The following is a 16944-nucleotide window of genomic DNA, read 5'->3' as shown; positions in this document are numbered from 1 at the left end:
CCATCCAGCCAGTTCGATGGAAAAGTGTGCGGGGAGCCGAAAGCGGGAGGGGTGAATACGTGACCTTGTTCCTGGGTCTCGGTATCGCGGGGATCGCGCTGCTCGCCCTGTCCCTGATCTTCGACGGCATTCTGGAGGGCCTTTTCGGGGGCCTGCTGGAGGGCCTGTTCGGCGGACTCGTCTCCCTTCCGGTGATCGCCGGTTTCCTCTCCATGCTCGGCTTCGGCGGCGCCATCGTGCTGGGCACGACCGGCGCGGGCACGCTCGCCGCCACCCTGGCCGGGGTCGCGGCCGGACTCGTCGCCGCCGTGCTGACCTGGAAGTTCAGCCGTGCCCTGATGCGGGACCAGACCGACGCGACCCCGCGCAACGAGGACCTGGTCGGCACGTCGGGCTCGGTGGTCACCTCGATCCCGGCCGACGGCTACGGCGAGGTCCTGCTGCGCCTGGGCGGACAGCTCGTCAAACTGTCCGCGAAGAGCCCGGTGCCGATCGCCCGCGGTGCCGAGATCTGGGTCGAGGCGGCCCTCTCCAGCACCTCGGTCTCGGTCCGTCCCGTCGAACGCTGAACCGGTACGCCGGCCCCACCACCGCTCGTCTCACAACTGCCCCCGTCCGGAGGCAGAGGGGGAAGTCGCATGAGTCCCGTAATGATCGCGATCGTCGGAGTCGTCGTACTCCTGTTCCTGCTCGCCCTCGCCGTCATCACCCGCTACAAGGTGGCGGGCCCCAGCCAGGCGTTCATCATCACCGGGCGCCGGGGCAAGAAGTCCGTGGACCCGGTGACCGGCCGGACGAGCATCGACAACAGCGGCCAGAAGGTCGTCGTCGGCGGCGGCGTCTTCGTCGTGCCGTTCGTCCAGCAGAAGTTCACCCTGGACCTGTCCAGCCGGCACATCCCGGTCGCGGTGCGCGGCGCCGTCACCCTGCGCGGGGTGAAGGCCCACCTCGAAGGCGTCGCGATCGTCAAGGTCGGCGGCAGCGAGGACGCGATCCGGGCCGCCGCCCAGCGCTTCCTGCGCCAGCAGGACGGCATCGTCGGCTTCACCCAGGAAGTGCTCTCCGGCGCGCTGCGCGCCATCGTCGGCCGGATGTCCGTCGAGGACATCATCCGCGACCGCGCCGCGTTCGCCGGCCAGGTCGCCGAGGAGGCCGAGGCGAGCCTGTCCGGCCAGGGCCTGATCCTGGACGCCTTCCAGATCCAGGACATCACCACCGAGGGCTCCTACCTGGAGGACCTGGGCCGCCCCGAGGCCGCCCGCGCCAAGCAGGAGGCCGACATCGCGGAGGCCATCGCCCGCCGCGCATCGGAGCAGGCCCGGCTCAAGGCGGCCGAGGAGATCGCGATCGCCGAGCGGACCTTCTACCTGAAGCAGGCCGAGATCAAGGCCGAGACCGAGGCGGCCGCCGCCAAGGCCAACGCCGCCGGTCCGCTCGCCGAGGCCGCCCGCCAGCAGGAGGTCCTCACCGAGCAGGAGAAGGTCGCCGAGCGGCAGGCCGCCCTGACCGACCGCGAGCTGGACACCAAGGTCCGCAAGCCCGCCGACGCCGCCCGCTACCAGGCGGAGCAGGAGGCGGAGGCCCGCCGTATCGCCCAGGTCAAGGAGGCCGAGGCGGCCGCCGAGCGCGCCCGGCTGACCGGTGAGGGCGAGAAGCTGCACCGCTCCGCGCTCGCCGAGGCGGTGCGCATCGAGGGTGAGGCGGAGGCCGCGGCCATCGCGGCGCGCGGTTCGGCCGAGGCCGAGGCCATGCAGAAGAAGGCCGACGCCTTCGCGCAGTACGGCGACGCGGCCGTCCTCCAGATGCTCGTCGAGGTACTGCCCCAGGTCGTCGCCAAGGCGGCCGAGCCGCTGGGCGCGATCGACAAGATGACCGTCATCTCCACGGACGGCGCCAGCCGGCTGTCCCGTACGGTCACGGACAACGTCGCCCAGGGCATGGAGCTGCTCTCCTCCACCACCGGCGTGGACCTCGGCGCCCTGCTCCAGAACCTCAAGGGCGCGGTGCCCAAGCCGGCGGCCGAGCCGGCCGCCCCGGAGCCGGCGGTCCCGGCCGACCGGAACGGGAAGATCGAGATCGGCGACTGATCCACGCCCCCGTCCCCCGCGTGTGCCCGGCCGGTCGAGTCCCCCGGCCGGGCACACGTGCGTCCGGGCCCGGACACCCGGCCGGGATTGGCCGGAACTCGACCCTCTGGAGCGGCGGAATCCTCCGGCTAAGGTAATGCGGGTCTAAAAAGCTCGCCAAGTGCCTCGCGCGTACCGCGCCCTCGGGAGGAAGCCATGGGAACCCACCGCACCACGCTGCCCGGAGTCGGCGTCCAGTACGACTACACGACGGAGTCGGGGCAGCACATCTCCGTGGTCGTCCACCACGACGGACGGCGGTTCATCGGCTTCTACGACCAGGACGACCCTGATTCGTGTCGCCTCTCCGTACCCCTGACTCCACAGGAGGCGACCGGGCTCGCCCACCTCATCGACGCGGCGCCCATCGACGCCGTACGGACCGAGGGCATCGATCTGGTCACCGAGCACATCCCGCTCGGCAGCCGCTCCCCGTACGGCGGACGACTGCTCGGCGACACCAAGGCACGCACCCGGACCGGCGCCTCGATCGTGGCGGTGCTGCGCACCCACAGCGCGCATCCGTCCCCGGGGCCGGACTTCCGGCTTGCCATCGGCGACACCCTGGTCGCCGTCGGAACACGCGAGGGCGTCGACGCGCTCTCCGACATCATCTCGGAGGGCTGACCGTGCACGACACGACCGCACTGCTGGTGGAGCTGGGCTCCGTCATCCTGGGGCTCGGCATCATCGGACGCTTCGCCGGCCGGATAGGGCTCTCGCCCATCCCGCTGTACCTCCTGGCCGGGCTGGCCTTCGGCGAGGGCGGGCTGCTCCCGCTCCGCGCCAGCGAGGAGTTCACCGCGGTCGGCGCCGAGATCGGCGTCATCCTGCTGCTTCTGCTGCTCGGACTCGAATACAGCGCCTCCGAGCTGGTCACCAGTCTCAAGACGCAATACCCGTCCGGGGCCGTCGACTTCGTCCTCAACGCGACCCCGGGCGCGGTGGCCGCGCTGATCCTCGGCTGGGGCCCGGTCGGGGCCGTCGCGCTGGCCGGGGTCACCTGGATCTCCTCGTCCGGGGTGATCGCCAAAGTCCTCGCGGACCTGGGCCGCCTCGGCAACCGCGAGACCCCGGTCATCCTCGGCGTACTGGTCATCGAGGACCTGTCGATGGCCGTCTATCTCCCGCTGCTCACCGCGATGCTCGCGGGCGTCGGCCTGGCCGGCGGCAGCATCGCCCTGCTGATCGCGCTCGGCACGGTCGGTCTGGTGCTCTACCTCGCGCTGCGGCACGGCCGGCTGATCAGCCGCGCGGTCTCCTCCGACAATCCGGAGATGCTGCTGCTCGTCGTGCTCGGGCTGACCGTCCTGGTCGCGGGAGTGGCCCAGCAGCTCCAGGTGTCCGCCGCCGTCGGCGCGTTCCTCGTCGGCATCGCGCTCTCGGGCGAGGTCGCGGAGGGCGCGCGCAAGCTGCTGACCCCGATGCGGGACCTGTTCGCCGCCGTCTTCTTCGTGTTCTTCGGGCTCTCCACCGTCCCCTCGGACATTCCCCCGGTACTGCTGCCGGCCGCCATCCTGGCCGTCGTCACCGTCTTCACGAAGATCGGGACCGGCTGGTACGCGGCCCGGCGCGCCGGCATCGGATCGCGCGGACGCTGGCGGGCGGGCGGCACGCTCGTGGCGCGCGGCGAGTTCTCCATCGTCATCGCCGGTCTCGCCGTGGCGACCGAGCCCCGCATCGGGCCCATCGCCACCGCGTACGTCCTGATCCTGGTCATCGTCGGCCCGCTCACCGCCCGCTGGACCCAGCCGGTGGTCGAGCTCATCGAGAAGTGGCGGAGCGGGGAGCAGGCCCCGGCCGCGAAGAGCGCCCCGGTCGCCCCGGCCCGGCTGCCGGCCCAGGAAGAGGTCACCGCGTCCTCCCCGGAGTAACCGGATCGGCCGGAGCGCAGGCGCACGGCGTCCAGGCGCACGGCGTCCAGGCGCACGGAGTCCAGGCGTACGGCGTACGGAGTCCAGGCGCACGGGGCGCGGGGCGGGTACTCCCCGCTCACGCGCCGTGCGCCGCCGGGAGGTCCGGGGTCCAGCCCAGCGGGTAGGCGTCCGCGCCCTCCACCGGGGCCGCCGCCTCGCCGCCCGCGTCGGTGAACGCCCGCAGCGCGTCGATGAGCGCGGCGCGCTGCTCGGGCGCGATGCGCTCGACGATCGAGGCGACCTCCCGGCGGCGGCCGGCCGTGACCTCCCCGACCAGCCGGTGGCCGTCGGGCGTCAGCCGGAGCACCGTCTCGCGGCGGTTGGCCGGGTTGACCTGGCGCTCGGCGAGGCCCGCCGCGATCAGCCGGTCCAGCATGCGCATCGCGGTCGACGGGTTCACGCCGAGCCGCTCGGCGAGCGTGACGAGCTTGGCGTCGCCGTGCGTCGAAAGCACCACCAGAAGCCGGAACTGGGGCAGCGTCACCCGGTCCTCGACCGCCGCCAGCGACCGCGCCGAGACGGCGACCAGCAGCCTGGACGCCGTCAGGACCGCGCGCGTCACCGCGTCGACGTCGTCCCGGTCCGGGGCGGTCGGCGGCGGATCGTCGGGGCATTGTCGGTGCGCGGCCATGCCTCTTTCTACCGCGCCCGGCCGGCCCGCTCGAACGGACCCCGGTCCGATGCGCAACCGGTACCCGACCGTCGGCGGCTCGCACTGGCACCGATCTTTTGATTGTGCAACGTTTGCACAGTGACGCATGAACCCGCGGCATCGCCCGCTCCCAGGCGCCCGGACCCACCGACCGGCTGGCGGCGCGCCGCCTTCCGGCTGCCCGTCCATATGTTCCGCATGGGGCTGGGACCGCTCTTCGGGGGTCGGTTGCTGCTGCTCGTGCACACCGGCCGCGTCTCCGGTCTGCCGCGCCGCACCGCCATCGAGGTCGTGGAGGCGGGCACCCACGAGGGCCGGGCGTGCTGGACCGTGGCGTCCGGGTTCGGCCCCCGCGCCGACTGGTTCCGCAACCTGCGGCAGACCCCGCACGCCACGGTGCAGGTCGGCCGCAGGTTCCACGCGGTGACCGCGCAGGTGCTCGACCCCGACGAGGGCGGCGAGCTGATGGCCCGGTACGCGCCCCGCCACCCCAGGGTCGCGCGCCGGCTCTGCGCGTACATGGGCTTCGAGGTGGACGGCGGCGCGGAGGACTACCGGCGGGTGGGCAGGTCCATCCCCTTCGTCCGGCTCACCGAGGGCCCGGCACGGCCCCCCGGGCGCTGAACGCCCGGCCGGGCGCCCCGCTCAGAGGTCCTTGGCGGGCCAGTCCAGCAGCCGGGCGCCGATCACCGCGGTCTGCAGGGCGTAGCGGTGCATGGGGTCGGAGGGGTCGGAGCCGGTCAGCTGGTGGATGCGTTCGAGCCGGTACGTGAGGGCGCGGACGCTCAGCGAGAGCCGGCGGGCCGTCTCGGCGGCGACACAGCCCGCGTCGAAGTAGACCGCGAGCGTGCGCAGCAGCGGTTCGGCGCCGCCCCTGGCCTTCTGGAGCGGGCCCAGTTCGCTGCGTACGAGGTCGGCCATGGCCTGCCGGTCCCGCGTGAGCACCGGGTAGACCAGCAGATCGGCGGCGTACAGCACGGGGTCCTCCAGGTCCATGCGGTCCGCCAGGTCCAGTGCGTCCAGTGCCTCGTCGTACGACTGGACCACCCCGCCGGGGCCCCGGTGGGCGCGGCCGATCGCCACCCGGCCGCCGTCCGTCGCGGCGTGCGCCTGCTTGGCGAAGTAGCGCAGGACGTCGGGCTGGCCGCCGGGCGCGATGCACACCATCCGCCCGTCCTTCGTGGTGAGCAGGATCTTGCGCCCGCTGAACCGGGCCAGCATCGCCGACTCCACATGCCGGGGCACGGCCTCGGTCTCGGTGTACGCCTCCGGGCCGGAGGCCACCGCGACGGCATGGGCGCGGGCCAGGCGCAGGCCGAAGCGGGTGGCCCGTTCGGCGAGCCGGCCCAGGTCGCTGCGGCCGTAGAGCAGGTCGTCGATGAACTCGCGCCGGGCGGCCTCCTCGCGGCGCACGGTGAGGCGCTGGGCGCGCTCGAAGCCGTCCGCGAAGGCGTCGACCGCCTGCTCGGCGGCGGCCAGCACACTGGCGGCGGCGGCGGCCGCGGCGGCCGGGGTCGCACCGGGGGCGGGGGCCGGCCAGGCGGTGCGGGTCTCGGCGAGATGCATGCGGACCAGGGCGCGGAGCTGGTGACCGGCCTCGGCGGCCTGTCTGCCCAGGGCGCGGCGGGCGTCCAGCTCCTCGCGGGTCAGCCGCCGCCCGGACGCGGCCGCCTGCGCCAGTATGTCGGCGTAACCCGCCAGAAAGCTGTCGGGAATCTCCGGTTCCGCCACGTGTACCTCTCCGTTCCTCAACCGTCCCACCCCCTGCCCGACGCGCGGGCAGCGATGCCGGTGCCCGGCATCCTGCGGCAATGAACGTTGCCGCGTTCCGGCAATGCGTCCGGGCCGCCCAGGATGACACGATCCAGTCAGCACCGACCGGGGGACCACGGGGGAACACGGGGGAAACACGGGGGTGCACGGGGGATCGGGGGAAGGCCCTGGGTCGTCGCGGTGTCGTCGAGGGTGGCGCCGCGGCACCGGGGCACCGCCCGGTCCGCGCGCAAGACGCCGACGGCACCCGTCGGCGGGACCGCCAGGGGGTGGAAAACCGATGCGGGAATTCCTGGACGCGACGCTGTCCTTCCCGGCCGTACTCTTCGCCGCGGCGCTGGTCGTCGTCATCGCCTTCTGGCTGCTCGTCCTGGTCGGCGCGGCCGACCACCATTCCTTCGACACGGACCTCGACACCGATCTCGCGGGCGTCGGCGGCGTGCCGGTCACCGTCTCGGTCTCCCTGATGGTCGCCGTGGGCTGGTTCGCCGCCCTGTCGGGTTCGGTGCTGGTGCACCGCTCGGGCGCCACCGGCACCGTGCGCGCCGTGCTGGCCTGCGCGGTGCTCGCCGGGGCGCTGCTGCTCGCCTGGGGCGCGGTGCGGCTGCTCGTCCACCACTTCCGCCGCTTCTTCCCGGACCAGCCCCCGCCATCGCGCCAGGACTTCATCGGCCGGGTCTGCACGATCCGTACCGGCACGGTCGGCTCGGACTTCGGCCAGGCCGAGGTCGCCGCCGCCGACGGGTCCACCGCCGTCGTCCAGGTGCGGCAGCTGCCGCCCGCCGACGCGACGCTGGTCTCTGGCAGCTCGGGCCTGCTGTACGCGTACGACGAGGACGGCGAGTTCTTCTGGGTCGCGGCCTACGACCGGGCGCTCGATCCCGGTCCGCCGCCCTCCCCGCGACCGCCGCACGGCCGCACGGCCTCCGGTCCCGCCGTCTGAGCCGACACCCACCGCTCACCGGCCCGGAGCACCCGTCCGGCCTGCCCGGACGCGGTGAGCCACCGCGCCGTGTTTCACGTGAAACCGCTCATTTCCGCACCACCAGCCGCCAAGGACTGTCATGGAAGCCATCTCCTTGGGCCTCGGCCTGCTCATCGCCGTGGTCCTGCTCATCGCCGTAGCCGTGCTGCTGATCGTCACCCGGCTCTTCCGCAAGGTGGAGCAGGGCAAGGCGCTCATCATCTCCAAGACCAAGAAGGTCGATGTGACCTTCACCGGGGCCGTCGTCCTGCCGGTGCTCCACAAGGCCGAGTCCATGGACATCTCGGTGAAGACGATCGAGATCCGCCGCACCGGGCGCGAGGGCCTGATCTGCCAGGACAACATCCGCGCCGACATCCACATCACCTTCTTCGTCCGGGTCAACAAGACCGTCGAGGACGTCATCAAGGTCGCCCAGGCCATCGGCACCGAGCGCGCCAGCGACAAGGTCGCCATCCAGGAGTTCTTCGCGGCGAAGTTCTCCGAGGCGCTGAAGACCGTCGGCAAGCAGCTCGACTTCGTCGACCTGTACACCAAGCGCGAGGAGTTCCGGGACCGGATCATCCGCGTCATCGGCACCGACCTGAACGGCTACCACCTCGACGACGCGGCGATCGACTTCCTGGAGCAGACCCCGCTGGCGCAGCTCGACGGCGCCAACATCCTGGACGCCCAGGGCATCCGGAAGATCACCGAGCTGACCGCGATCGAGCACGTGCGCACCAACGAGTTCCAGCGCACCGAGCAGAAGGAGATCACCCGCCAGGACGTGGACGCGCGGGAGACCATCCTGGAGCTGGAGCGCCGGCAGGCCGAGGCCGAGATCAAGCAGCGCCGCGAGGTCGAGACGCTGCGCGCCCGCGAGGAGGCGGTGACCGCCCGCGTCCAGGAGGAGGAGCGCCTCGGCGCCCAGGCCGCGTTCATCCGGACCGAGGAGCAGCTCGGCATCCAGCGGGAGAACCAGGCCCGGGAGATCGCCGTCGCCCAGAAGAACCGCGAGCGGGTCATCGCGGTGGAGAACGAGCGCATCGAGAAGGACCGGATGCTGGAGGTCATCGGGCGTGAGCGCGAGACCGAGCTGAACCGCATCGCCGCGACGAAGGAGGTCGAGGCGGAGCGCCGCGAGGTCGCCGACGTCATCCGCGAGCGCGTCGCGGTGGACCGCACGGTCGCCGAGCAGGAGGAGTCCATCAAGACGCTGCGGGCGGTCGAGGAGTCCGAGCGCACCCGCAAGTCGGTCATCATCGCCGCCGAGGCGGAGGCGCAGGAGCGGCTGGTCAAGGACATCAAGGCGGCCGAGGCCGCCGAGGCCGCGGCCACCCACCGGGCGGCCGAGCAGCTGACGCTCGCCGAGGCCCGGCTGAAGACCGCCGACCTGGACGCGCAGGCGAAGCTGCGGCTGGCCGAGGGCGTCCAGGCGGAGTCGGCGGCACCCGGCCTGGCGGACGTCCAGGTGCGGGACGCGGCGGCGGAGGTGATCGAGAAGACGGGAGTGGCCGAGGCCGAGGCCACGTCCGCCCGGCTCCGGGCCGAGGCGGAGGGGGCCCGTCTCAAGGCCCTCGCCGACGCGGAGGGCACGCAGGCACGGGCGTCGGCCGAGGCGGCGATGATCGGCGAGAAGCTGAAGGCGGAGGCCGCGGGCCTCACCGAGAAGGCGGCCGCGATGGCGGCCCTGGACGACGCGTCGCGCGGGCACGAGGAGTACCGGCTGCGGCTGGCCGCCGAGAAGGAGATCCGGCTCGCGGGGCTCGATGTGCAGCGGCAGGTCGCCGAGGCGCAGGCGACGGTCCTGGCCACGGGTCTGGAGAACGCGGACATCGACATCGTCGGCGGCGAGTCGGTCTTCTTCGACCGGCTGGTCTCCTCCATCTCGATGGGCAAGAGCCTGGACGGCTTCGTCGCGAACTCGGACACGGCGAAGGCGCTGGCCGGGCCGTGGCTGGACGGCGAGTCCTCGTTCGCGCAGGACCTGACGCGGGTGCTGTCGTCGGTGTCCTCGGGCGATGTGCAGAACCTGACGGTGTCGGCGCTGCTCATGCGGATGATGGCCGCGCCGGGCGCGGGCGTCGGCGCGGACCAGGTCCGCGCCCTGCTGGACCACGCGAAGTCGCTGGGCATCGCGGACGTCCCGGTCGGCAGCCTGAAGGCGGCCGGCCTGAACGGTACGCCGGTGGCCTGACCGCCACGTCACCCGCACGCCTGTCCGCCTCCGCCCGGCCCGAACTCCGGGCGGGGCGGGCGGGCCGCCCAAGGACACCACCGCTAGGAGCCACCCATGGACACCGTGACGCCGCCCGGGGGCGCCCCCACCGCCGGGGACTACGACGTCCTGCGGCGCCGCCTGAGCACCCACGCCGCCGAACTCTCCCGCCGGGCCACCGCCCTCAACGCCCGCCGTACCGAGGCGTTCGGCTCCACCGGGCTGCGGCTGCTGGGCAGCGAGCAGCTGCGCACGGCCCGCCCCGCCGTCCCCCGCGACCTGGTCGCGCTCGGCGGCGAGCTGCTGTTCGGCTTCGAGCGGGGGCCCGGCCACCGCGGCGAACCGGCCGTCGACGACGTCCTGGCGCTGTACGCGGCCGACCTCACGCCCGGCACCGGCACCCCGCTCACCGACGCCGCGTTCGTCCGCGAGTTCGACGGGCTGCACCGCTACTTCCGGGACGCCCGGCTGCTGCGGCTGCGCCGGACCGAGGGCCGGCTGCTCGCGGTCTTCCGCACCGGCGAGACCGCCGACGACATCCGGGTGCTGCGCTGGGCGCTGAACGCGGACGGCTCCCCCGGCGCGTTCCTCGACGCACGCGGCGAGCGCGACCACGTCTTCCCGCCGTCGCACGACTTCTCCTGGACGCCCGCCGGACGCGAGTGCCACGTCGCGGGCCGCCACCCCCACATCGCGCTTCCCACCGCGGCGGAGCTGTACGTCGACACGCTCGGCGGCACCCTGACCGTGAAGACGGCCGACGACACGGAGAGCCCGGAGGGGATCTACGAGGAGCCGGTCACCGAACCGCTCCAGTCGCTGGCGGACGCCGAGGTGGAGTACGCCGAGCTGGGCCCGCTGGTGCTGCTGCGGGTGCGCCCCTACAAGGAGGAGACCAGGCGCCACCTCGTCTACAACTCGCTGCTGTCCACCGTCACCCGCCTCGACGGCATCGGCCCGGCCTGCCAACGGCTCCCCGAGGACCAGGGGATCATCTTCCCCGGCGGCTTCTACCTGACCACCGGCGAGGCCAGGACCTTCGACATCGCGCAGCCGCTCACCGACCCCGTCTTCGAGGAGGCGGTGCGCTCCCCCAACGGCGAGGACGTGCTCTACGTCTTCCGCTCCCGGCAGGACGGCCGGAGCCTGCTGCTGCCGTACAACGTGATCCGCCAGGAGGTGGCGACCCCGCTCCAGGGCCGGGGCCACGCCCTGCTGGACGACGGCACGCTCGTGGTGCTGCGCGACCCGGTGGAGGGCGGCGAGGGCGGCGCGGCGCGGGTGCACCCGCTGCAGCGCTGGGAGACCCCGTACCTCTCCGACACATATGCCGCGTCCCGCCCGGCGGGCGAGGGGCCGCTCGCCCGCGTCGGCAACGCCGACCTCGTACGGGGCATCTCCGACTGCCTGGCGCTGGCGCACGCCGCGTCCGAGACGGCGCCGACCGCCGCCGTGTACGACCGGCTGGTGGCCGACTGCGTCCGGGCCGGCGACCGCTACCACTGGCTGGACGACCCCGAACTGGGCGGGCTGGCCGGTCCGCTGGGCGAGCTGCGGGAGACCGCGCGCCAGGTCGTCGCGGAGTTCGAGGCCGTCCAGGAGCTGACCCGGCAGGCCGCCGACGCACTCACCGAGACCGCCGACCGCATCACCGCGCTGGTCCGCCGGGTCCGGGGCGAGGCCCCGCGCACCGCCGCCGAGTGGGTGGAGCGGCTCACCGAACTGCGCGGCGCGCACGGCCATCTGGCGACGCTCGCGGAGATGCGGTACGCGGACACCGCGCGCATCGCCGAGCTGACCGCCGCCACCACCGAGGACATCGAGGCGGCGGCCCGCCGCGCGGTCGCCTTCCTGGCCAGGGACGACGCGTTCGCCGGCTACCACGAGGACATCGCCCGCCTCACCGAGGAGGCCGCCGCGCTCGCCTCCGTCACGGACGCCGCCGCGCTCGGGGACCGGCTGGCCGGCATGACGGACGGGCTGAGCACGGTCACGGACGTGGTGGCCGGTCTGGACATCGGCGACGGCGTGGTCCGTACGTCGATCCTGGAGCGGATCGCGGAGGTGCTCGGGGCCGTCAACCGGGCCCGAGCCACGCTGGAGGCCCGCCGCCGCGAGCTGGCCGACCACGAGGGCCGGGCCGAGTTCGCCGCCGAGTCCGCGCTGCTCGGGCAGGCCGTCACGGCCGCGCTGGCCGCCGCCGACACCCCGGACTCCTGCGACGAGCAGCTGGCCAGGCTGCTGCTCCAGCTGGAGAACCTGGAGGCAAGGTTCGCGGAGTTCGACGACTTCCTCGCGGAGCTGGGCGAGCGCCGGACGGAGGTGTACGAGGCGTTCTCGGCGCGCCGGCAGAGTCTGCAGGACGCCCTCGCGCGCCGCACCGAGCGCCTCGCGGAGTCCGCCGCGCGCGTCCTGGAGACGGTCGCCCGCCGCAGCACCGCCCTTCCGGACGCGGACGCCGTCCACACCTACTTCGCCTCCGACCCGATGGTCGCCAAGCTCCGCCGCACCGCCGACGAGCTGCGCGCGCTCGGCGACACCGTGCGGGCGGAGGAGCTGGACGGGCAGCTGCTCGCCGCCCGCCAGGAGGCCGGCCGGGCCCTGCGCGACCGCAGCGAGCTGTACGCGGACGGCGGGGCGGTGATCCGGCTGGGCCGGCACCGGTTCGCGGTGAACACCCAGCCGTTCGAACTGACGCTGGTGCCGCAGGACGACGGGCTGTCGTTCGCGGTGACCGGCACCGACTACCGGATGCCGGTCACCGACCCGGAGTTCGCCGCGACCCGCCCGTACTGGGACCGCACGCTGCCCTCCGAGTCGCCGCTCGTCTACCGGGGTGAGCATCTGGCCGCCCGTCTCCTCGCCGAGCACGGCGCCGACCGGCTCGCCGCCCTGGACGGCCCGGAACTGGCCGCGCTGGTGCGCGAGTCGGCGGCGGCCGCGTACGACGAGGGTCATCAGCGCGGCGTCCACGACGAGGACGCGACCGCGATCCTGGCCGCCCTGCTGCGGCTGCACGCGGGCGCCGGGCTGCTCCGCTTCCCGCCGGACGTCCGGGCCGCCGCGCAACTGTTCTGGGCCCACGGCGCGGACGACGAGCTGCGCGCCTCCTGGACCCGCCGGGCCCGCTCGCTGGCCCGTGCCCGCGACACCTTCGGGCTGGCCCCGGCGGTCGCCGCGCTCCAGGAGGAGTGGGCGCGGGCGATCCCCGGCGAGCGGACCGGGCCCGTCGCCGCGTACCTCTTCGAGGAGCTGACCGGGGGGCCCGAGGGCTTCGCGACGGCCGCCGGCGTCCGCGCGTTCCTGGACAAGTTCCGGCACGCCGCGGGCGGTTCCGGCTACGACGAGGACCTCGCCGCCCTCGCGGACGACCTGCCCGCCCGCCGCCAGCTCGTGGAGGGCTGGCTCACCTCGTACGCGGGCGCGAGCGGCACCGAACTCGCCCCGGGGGACCTCGCGGAGGCCGTGGCGGTGGAGCTGTGCCCGCCGGACGTGCTCGACCGGTACGAGGCCGACGCGCCGCTCGCCGAGACCGTCGACGGGCTGCTGGGCGTCCACCCGCGCGTCGAACGCGGCCGGCTCACCGTGCGCATCGACGAACTCCTCTCCCGCACCGAGGAGTTCCGGACCACCGCGGTGCCCGGGTTCCGGGCCTACCAGCGCCGCCGCACCGCGCTGGTCGCCGCCGAGCGGGCCCGGCTGCGCCTGGACGACCACCGCCCGCGCGTGATGTCCGCGTTCGTCCGCAACCGGCTGCTGGACGAGGTGTACCTGCCGCTGATCGGCGACAGCCTCGCCAAGCAGATCGGCACCGCCGACGCCGACCGCCGCACCGACTCGCAGGGCCTGCTCCTGCTGGTCTCCCCGCCCGGCTACGGCAAGACGACGCTCATGGAGTACGTGGCCGACCGGCTCGGGCTCGTCCTGGTCAAGATCAGCGGGCCGAACCTGGGACACGACGTGACCTCGCTCGACCCCGCGCAGGCGGGCAGCGCCACCGCCCGCCAGGAGATCGAGAAGATCAACTTCGCGCTGGAGGCGGGCAACAACACCCTGCTCTACCTGGACGACATCCAGCACACCTCGCCGGAACTGCTCCAGAAGTTCATCCCGCTCTGCGACGCCACCCGCCGCGTCGAGGGCGTACGGGACGGCGAGCCGCGCACCTACGACCTGCGCGGCAAGCGGTTCGCGGTGTGCATGGCGGGCAACCCGTACACCGAGTCCGGCGAGCGGTTCCAGGTGCCCGACATGCTCGCCAACCGGGCCGACGTGTGGAACCTGGGCGAGGTGCTGTCCGGCCGCGAGGACGTCTTCGCGCTGAGCTTCGTGGAGAACGCGCTCACCGCCAACCCGGTCCTCGCCCCGCTCGCCGGCCGCTCCCGCGACGACCTGGCGCTGCTGCTGCGGCTCGCCGCAGGCGACCCCACGGCCCGCCCGGAACAGCTCGAACACGCCTACCCGGCCGCCGAGGTGGAGCGGATCACCGCCGTGCTGCGGCATCTGCTGCGGGCCAGGGACACCGTGCTGGCGGTCAACGCCGCGTACATCGCCTCGGCCGCGCAGACCGACGCCACCCGCACCGAACCGCCCTTCCGGCTCCAGGGCTCGTACCGCAACATGAACCGGATCGCGGAGCGGATCGCGCCCGTGATGAACGACGCCGAACTGTCCGCCGTCGTGGACGACCACTACGCGGGCGAGGCGCAGACCCTCACCAACGGCGCCGAGGCGGCCCTGCTGAAGCTGGCCGCCCTGCGGGGCACGCTCACCCCCGCGCAGGCCGAACGGTGGGCCGCGCTCTGCGCCTCGTACGTCCGCACCCAGGCGCTGGGCGGGCCGGAGGGCGACCCGATGACCCGTGCGGTGGCCGCGCTCGGGCTGCTCGCGGACCGCATCGCGGCCGTGGAGACGGCGATCGGACGCGCCGCCGACCCGCGCCACCTCCTGTCGCGGCACCCCGAGGACCGCTGACCGCGGGCGGCCGCCGATCACCGGAAGGGAGCAAGGCATGCTGGGCCACGTGTCCTCATTCCCCCAGCAACCCCAACCCTCCCCGTTCTCCGGCCACATGGTGGTCTGCGGGGACGACGCGCTCGCCCAGCGGCTCGCCGTGGAGCTGCGGTACGTCTACGGGGAGCGGGTCACCCTGGTCGTGCCGCCGGAGCCGGGCGCGGCGGCCCGGCCGGACGCCCCGCTGAACGGACGCGGCCGGGCCGCCGCGCTGTTCGGCCGGATGGCGTCGGCGATGAACCGCAACGGCGGTGGCCTGCCGCACGGTTCGGACGGGGACACCAACGCCGGCGTCGAGCCGGTGCGCATCCTCCAGGCGGCCGAGCCGTCCGACGAGTCGCTGGAGGAGGCGGGCATCGCGCGGGCCTCGGCGGTGGCCCTCGTCTACGACGACGACGAGCGCAACATCCGGGCCGCGCTCACCGCCCGCCGGCTCAACCCGTGCGTCCGGCTGGTCATCCGGCTCTACAACCGCAAGCTCGGGCAGCATCTGGAGACCCTGCTCGACCAGGCCGCCGCCGTCGCCTCGCCCGGCCGCGACCCGGCCGCGATCGACGCCTCCACCACGGTCCTGTCCGACGCGGACACCGCGGCCCCCGCCCTCGCGGCCACCGCGCTCGCCGGGCCGACGCGGGTGATCCGCGCCGAGGGGCTGTTCCTGCGGGCCGCCGAGCGCACCCCGCCGCGCGGCGGCCAGGTCGCCGACCCCGGCCTGTGCACGCTGGCCCTGCTCTCCTCCACCACGCACGACCCGGCCGGTACGGAGGGCTCCGACAGCAGCGGCGCCGAGGGCCCGCAGCTGCTGCCGGGCCCTGCGGAGATCGCCGCCGCCACCGGGCGCGGCACGGTCGTCCTGGAGACGGTCACCCAGTCCGGTTCGGATGCCCCCAAGCCCCGGATGGGCGGCCGCAGCGCCCCGCTGAGCCAGTTCTTCTCGCGCCGGCTGCGCTGGTCGGCGCTGGGCGTCGGTCTCGCGGTCCTCGGTCTCGCGGTGGCCTCGTCGGTCACCACGGGCGACGACGCCCTGCACGCCGCCTACCTCACCCTGCTCGACCTGTTCGCCATGGGCGACCCGGCCATCGGTGAGCCCACCGCCCGCCAGATCATCCAGATCCTCTCCGGCGTCGCGGGCCTGATGCTGCTGCCGCTGCTGGTGGCCGGGGTCCTCGAAATGTTCGGCTCGCTGCGCAGCGCCTCCTCGCTGCGGCGGCCGCCGCGCGGGCTGTCCGGCCATGTGGTGCTGCTCGGCCTCGGCAAGATCGGCACCCGTGTCCTGGTGCATCTGCGGGAGCTGGGCGTGCCGGTGGTCTGCGTGGAGGAGGACCCGGAGGCGCGCGGCATCCCGGTGGCGCGGCGGCTGCATGTGCCGGTGGTCCTCGGTGACGTCACGGACGAAGGCGTACTGGAGGCGGCCAAGATCGGCCGCTCGCGCGGGCTCCTCGCGCTGACCAGCGCCGACACCACGAACCTGGAGGCCGCGCTCTACGCCCGCTCCCTGAAGCCGAACCTCCGGGTGACGGTGCGGCTGTTCGACGACGAGTTCGCCACGGCCGTCTACCGCACTCTGCGCACGGCCCACCCGCAGGCCATCACCCGCTCCCGCTCGGTGTCCCATCTGGCCGGTCCGTCGTTCGCGGTCGCCATGATGGGCCGGCAGATCCTGGGGGCGATCCCGGTCGAGCGGAAGGTGCTCCTGTTCGCGGCGATCGAGGTCGGCGGGCATCCCCAGCTGGAGGGCCGTACGGTGGAACAGGCGTTCCGTTCCGGTGCGTGGCGGGTGCTCGCGCTGGATGTCGCCCCGCCGCACCCCGCCGCCACCGGCACGGCGGAGCAGGGCGCCCTGGTGTGGAACCTCCACCCCGGTTACGTGCTGCGCCCGACGGACCGCGTGATCATCGCGGCGACCCGCCGGGGCCTGGCCGAGCTGCTGCGCGGGAGCGCTACTTCTTCGCGTGCTCACCCACGTAGAAGAGAACCCAGATGAACCCGGCGAACAGATGCGTGGCGAACACGTAGACCCCTACGCGCAGGGCGACGCCCCGTTCCTTCCAGCGCTCGGTGCCGCCGGCGGCCGGTGAGGCTTCGGTACGGGGCGTGGCAGCCGTGCCCTCGCCCGTCGTGCCGGTGCCGCTCATGGTCCCTCCGTTCGCCGGGGGCCCCTGCGGCCGCCGCCCGTCCAGGGTACGCATCCGCCGGTCGCGGGGGTCGGAGTGCGGCGGAATAGGTCAGGGAGGTGGTCCGTTGTAGGGTGTGTCCAGTTAGTTCAACGTTCAACAATA

12 protein-coding genes are annotated in these 16944 nt (G+C 73.8%); 9 read left to right on the top strand and 3 right to left on the bottom strand.

Annotated elements, in window-relative coordinates; genetic code table 11:
- Positions 1-59: 59 nt before the first annotated feature.
- From OG710_RS14395 to OG710_RS14380, 4 genes are all read left to right on the top strand, one after another.
- Positions 60-569 carry a hypothetical protein gene (locus OG710_RS14395; RefSeq protein WP_330239689.1) on the top strand — a complete coding sequence of 170 codons (510 nt, stop codon included), beginning with the start codon at positions 60-62 and terminating at the stop codon, positions 567-569.
- 69 nt (positions 570-638) lie between these two features.
- Positions 639-2087: a flotillin family protein gene (locus OG710_RS14390; protein WP_330239688.1), complete on the top strand. Its 1449-nt coding sequence runs from the start codon at positions 639-641 to the stop codon at positions 2085-2087.
- A gap of 195 nt (positions 2088-2282) precedes the next feature.
- Positions 2283-2753 (top strand): cation:proton antiporter regulatory subunit, encoded by a 471-nt coding sequence (locus OG710_RS14385; protein WP_111329889.1) that lies wholly within the window; start codon positions 2283-2285, stop codon positions 2751-2753.
- A 2-nt stretch (positions 2754-2755) separates the two neighbouring features.
- Positions 2756-4000, top strand: coding sequence for a cation:proton antiporter (locus OG710_RS14380; RefSeq protein WP_330239687.1), 1245 nt, complete (start codon positions 2756-2758; stop codon positions 3998-4000).
- A 118-nt stretch (positions 4001-4118) separates the two neighbouring features.
- Here OG710_RS14380 and OG710_RS14375 read toward each other — a convergent pair whose 3' ends face one another.
- Positions 4119-4673, bottom strand: a complete 555-nt coding sequence (locus OG710_RS14375) for a MarR family winged helix-turn-helix transcriptional regulator (RefSeq protein ID WP_330239686.1) — start codon at positions 4671-4673, stop codon at positions 4119-4121.
- A 120-nt stretch (positions 4674-4793) separates the two neighbouring features.
- Here OG710_RS14375 and OG710_RS14370 point away from each other — a divergent pair, with 120 nt between their 5' ends.
- Positions 4794-5318, top strand: coding sequence for a nitroreductase family deazaflavin-dependent oxidoreductase (locus OG710_RS14370; protein ID WP_330239685.1), 525 nt, complete (start codon positions 4794-4796; stop codon positions 5316-5318).
- A gap of 21 nt (positions 5319-5339) precedes the next feature.
- Here OG710_RS14370 and OG710_RS14365 read toward each other — a convergent pair whose 3' ends face one another.
- On the bottom strand, positions 5340-6425 hold the full coding sequence (locus tag OG710_RS14365; RefSeq protein WP_330239684.1) for a PucR family transcriptional regulator: 1086 nt from the start codon (positions 6423-6425) through the stop codon (positions 5340-5342).
- A 322-nt stretch (positions 6426-6747) separates the two neighbouring features.
- Between OG710_RS14365 and OG710_RS14360 the strand changes: the two genes are divergently transcribed.
- The 4 genes from OG710_RS14360 to OG710_RS14345 all read left to right on the top strand — a co-directional run bounded on the left by OG710_RS14360 (position 6748) and on the right by OG710_RS14345 (position 16649).
- A complete protein-coding gene (locus OG710_RS14360) occupies positions 6748-7410 on the top strand; it encodes a hypothetical protein (protein ID WP_330239683.1) in 663 nt (220 codons plus the stop codon).
- A 121-nt stretch (positions 7411-7531) separates the two neighbouring features.
- Positions 7532-9631 carry a flotillin family protein gene (locus OG710_RS14355; protein ID WP_330239682.1) on the top strand — a complete coding sequence of 700 codons (2100 nt, stop codon included), beginning with the start codon at positions 7532-7534 and terminating at the stop codon, positions 9629-9631.
- A gap of 96 nt (positions 9632-9727) precedes the next feature.
- Positions 9728-14626 (top strand): DNA repair ATPase, encoded by a 4899-nt coding sequence (locus tag OG710_RS14350; protein WP_330239681.1) that lies wholly within the window; start codon positions 9728-9730, stop codon positions 14624-14626.
- A gap of 37 nt (positions 14627-14663) precedes the next feature.
- Positions 14664-16649 (top strand): NAD-binding protein, encoded by a 1986-nt coding sequence (locus OG710_RS14345; protein WP_330239680.1) that lies wholly within the window; start codon positions 14664-14666, stop codon positions 16647-16649.
- Here the strand turns inward: OG710_RS14345 and OG710_RS14340 are convergent.
- Positions 16606-16800 (bottom strand): DUF6126 family protein, encoded by a 195-nt coding sequence (locus OG710_RS14340; RefSeq protein WP_330239679.1) that lies wholly within the window; start codon positions 16798-16800, stop codon positions 16606-16608. The two genes, OG710_RS14345 and OG710_RS14340, sit on opposite strands and share 44 nt — an antisense overlap.
- Between the last annotated feature and the right edge of the window lie 144 nt (positions 16801-16944).

The organism is Streptomyces sp. NBC_00525 (genome assembly GCF_036346595.1).
Lineage (GTDB): Bacteria > Actinomycetota > Actinomycetes > Streptomycetales > Streptomycetaceae > Streptomyces.
Note: the sequence above shows the minus strand (reverse complement) of the source record. Positions and strands in the feature narration are given on the sequence as shown.

Excerpts from the sequence above, each read along its gene's own strand:
- OG710_RS14360 (WP_330239683.1), top strand. The coding sequence starts at position 6,748 with ATGCGGGAATTCCTGGACGCGACGCTGTCCTTCCCGGCCGTACTCTTC.
- OG710_RS14340 (WP_330239679.1), bottom strand. The coding sequence starts at position 16,800 with ATGAGCGGCACCGGCACGACGGGCGAGGGCACGGCTGCCACGCCCCGT.
- OG710_RS14385 (WP_111329889.1), top strand. The coding sequence starts at position 2,283 with ATGGGAACCCACCGCACCACGCTGCCCGGAGTCGGCGTCCAGTACGAC.
- OG710_RS14350 (WP_330239681.1), top strand. The coding sequence starts at position 9,728 with ATGGACACCGTGACGCCGCCCGGGGGCGCCCCCACCGCCGGGGACTAC.
- OG710_RS14375 (WP_330239686.1), bottom strand. The coding sequence starts at position 4,673 with ATGGCCGCGCACCGACAATGCCCCGACGATCCGCCGCCGACCGCCCCG.
- OG710_RS14355 (WP_330239682.1), top strand. The coding sequence starts at position 7,532 with ATGGAAGCCATCTCCTTGGGCCTCGGCCTGCTCATCGCCGTGGTCCTG.
- OG710_RS14390 (WP_330239688.1), top strand. The coding sequence starts at position 639 with ATGAGTCCCGTAATGATCGCGATCGTCGGAGTCGTCGTACTCCTGTTC.
- OG710_RS14345 (WP_330239680.1), top strand. The coding sequence starts at position 14,664 with ATGCTGGGCCACGTGTCCTCATTCCCCCAGCAACCCCAACCCTCCCCG.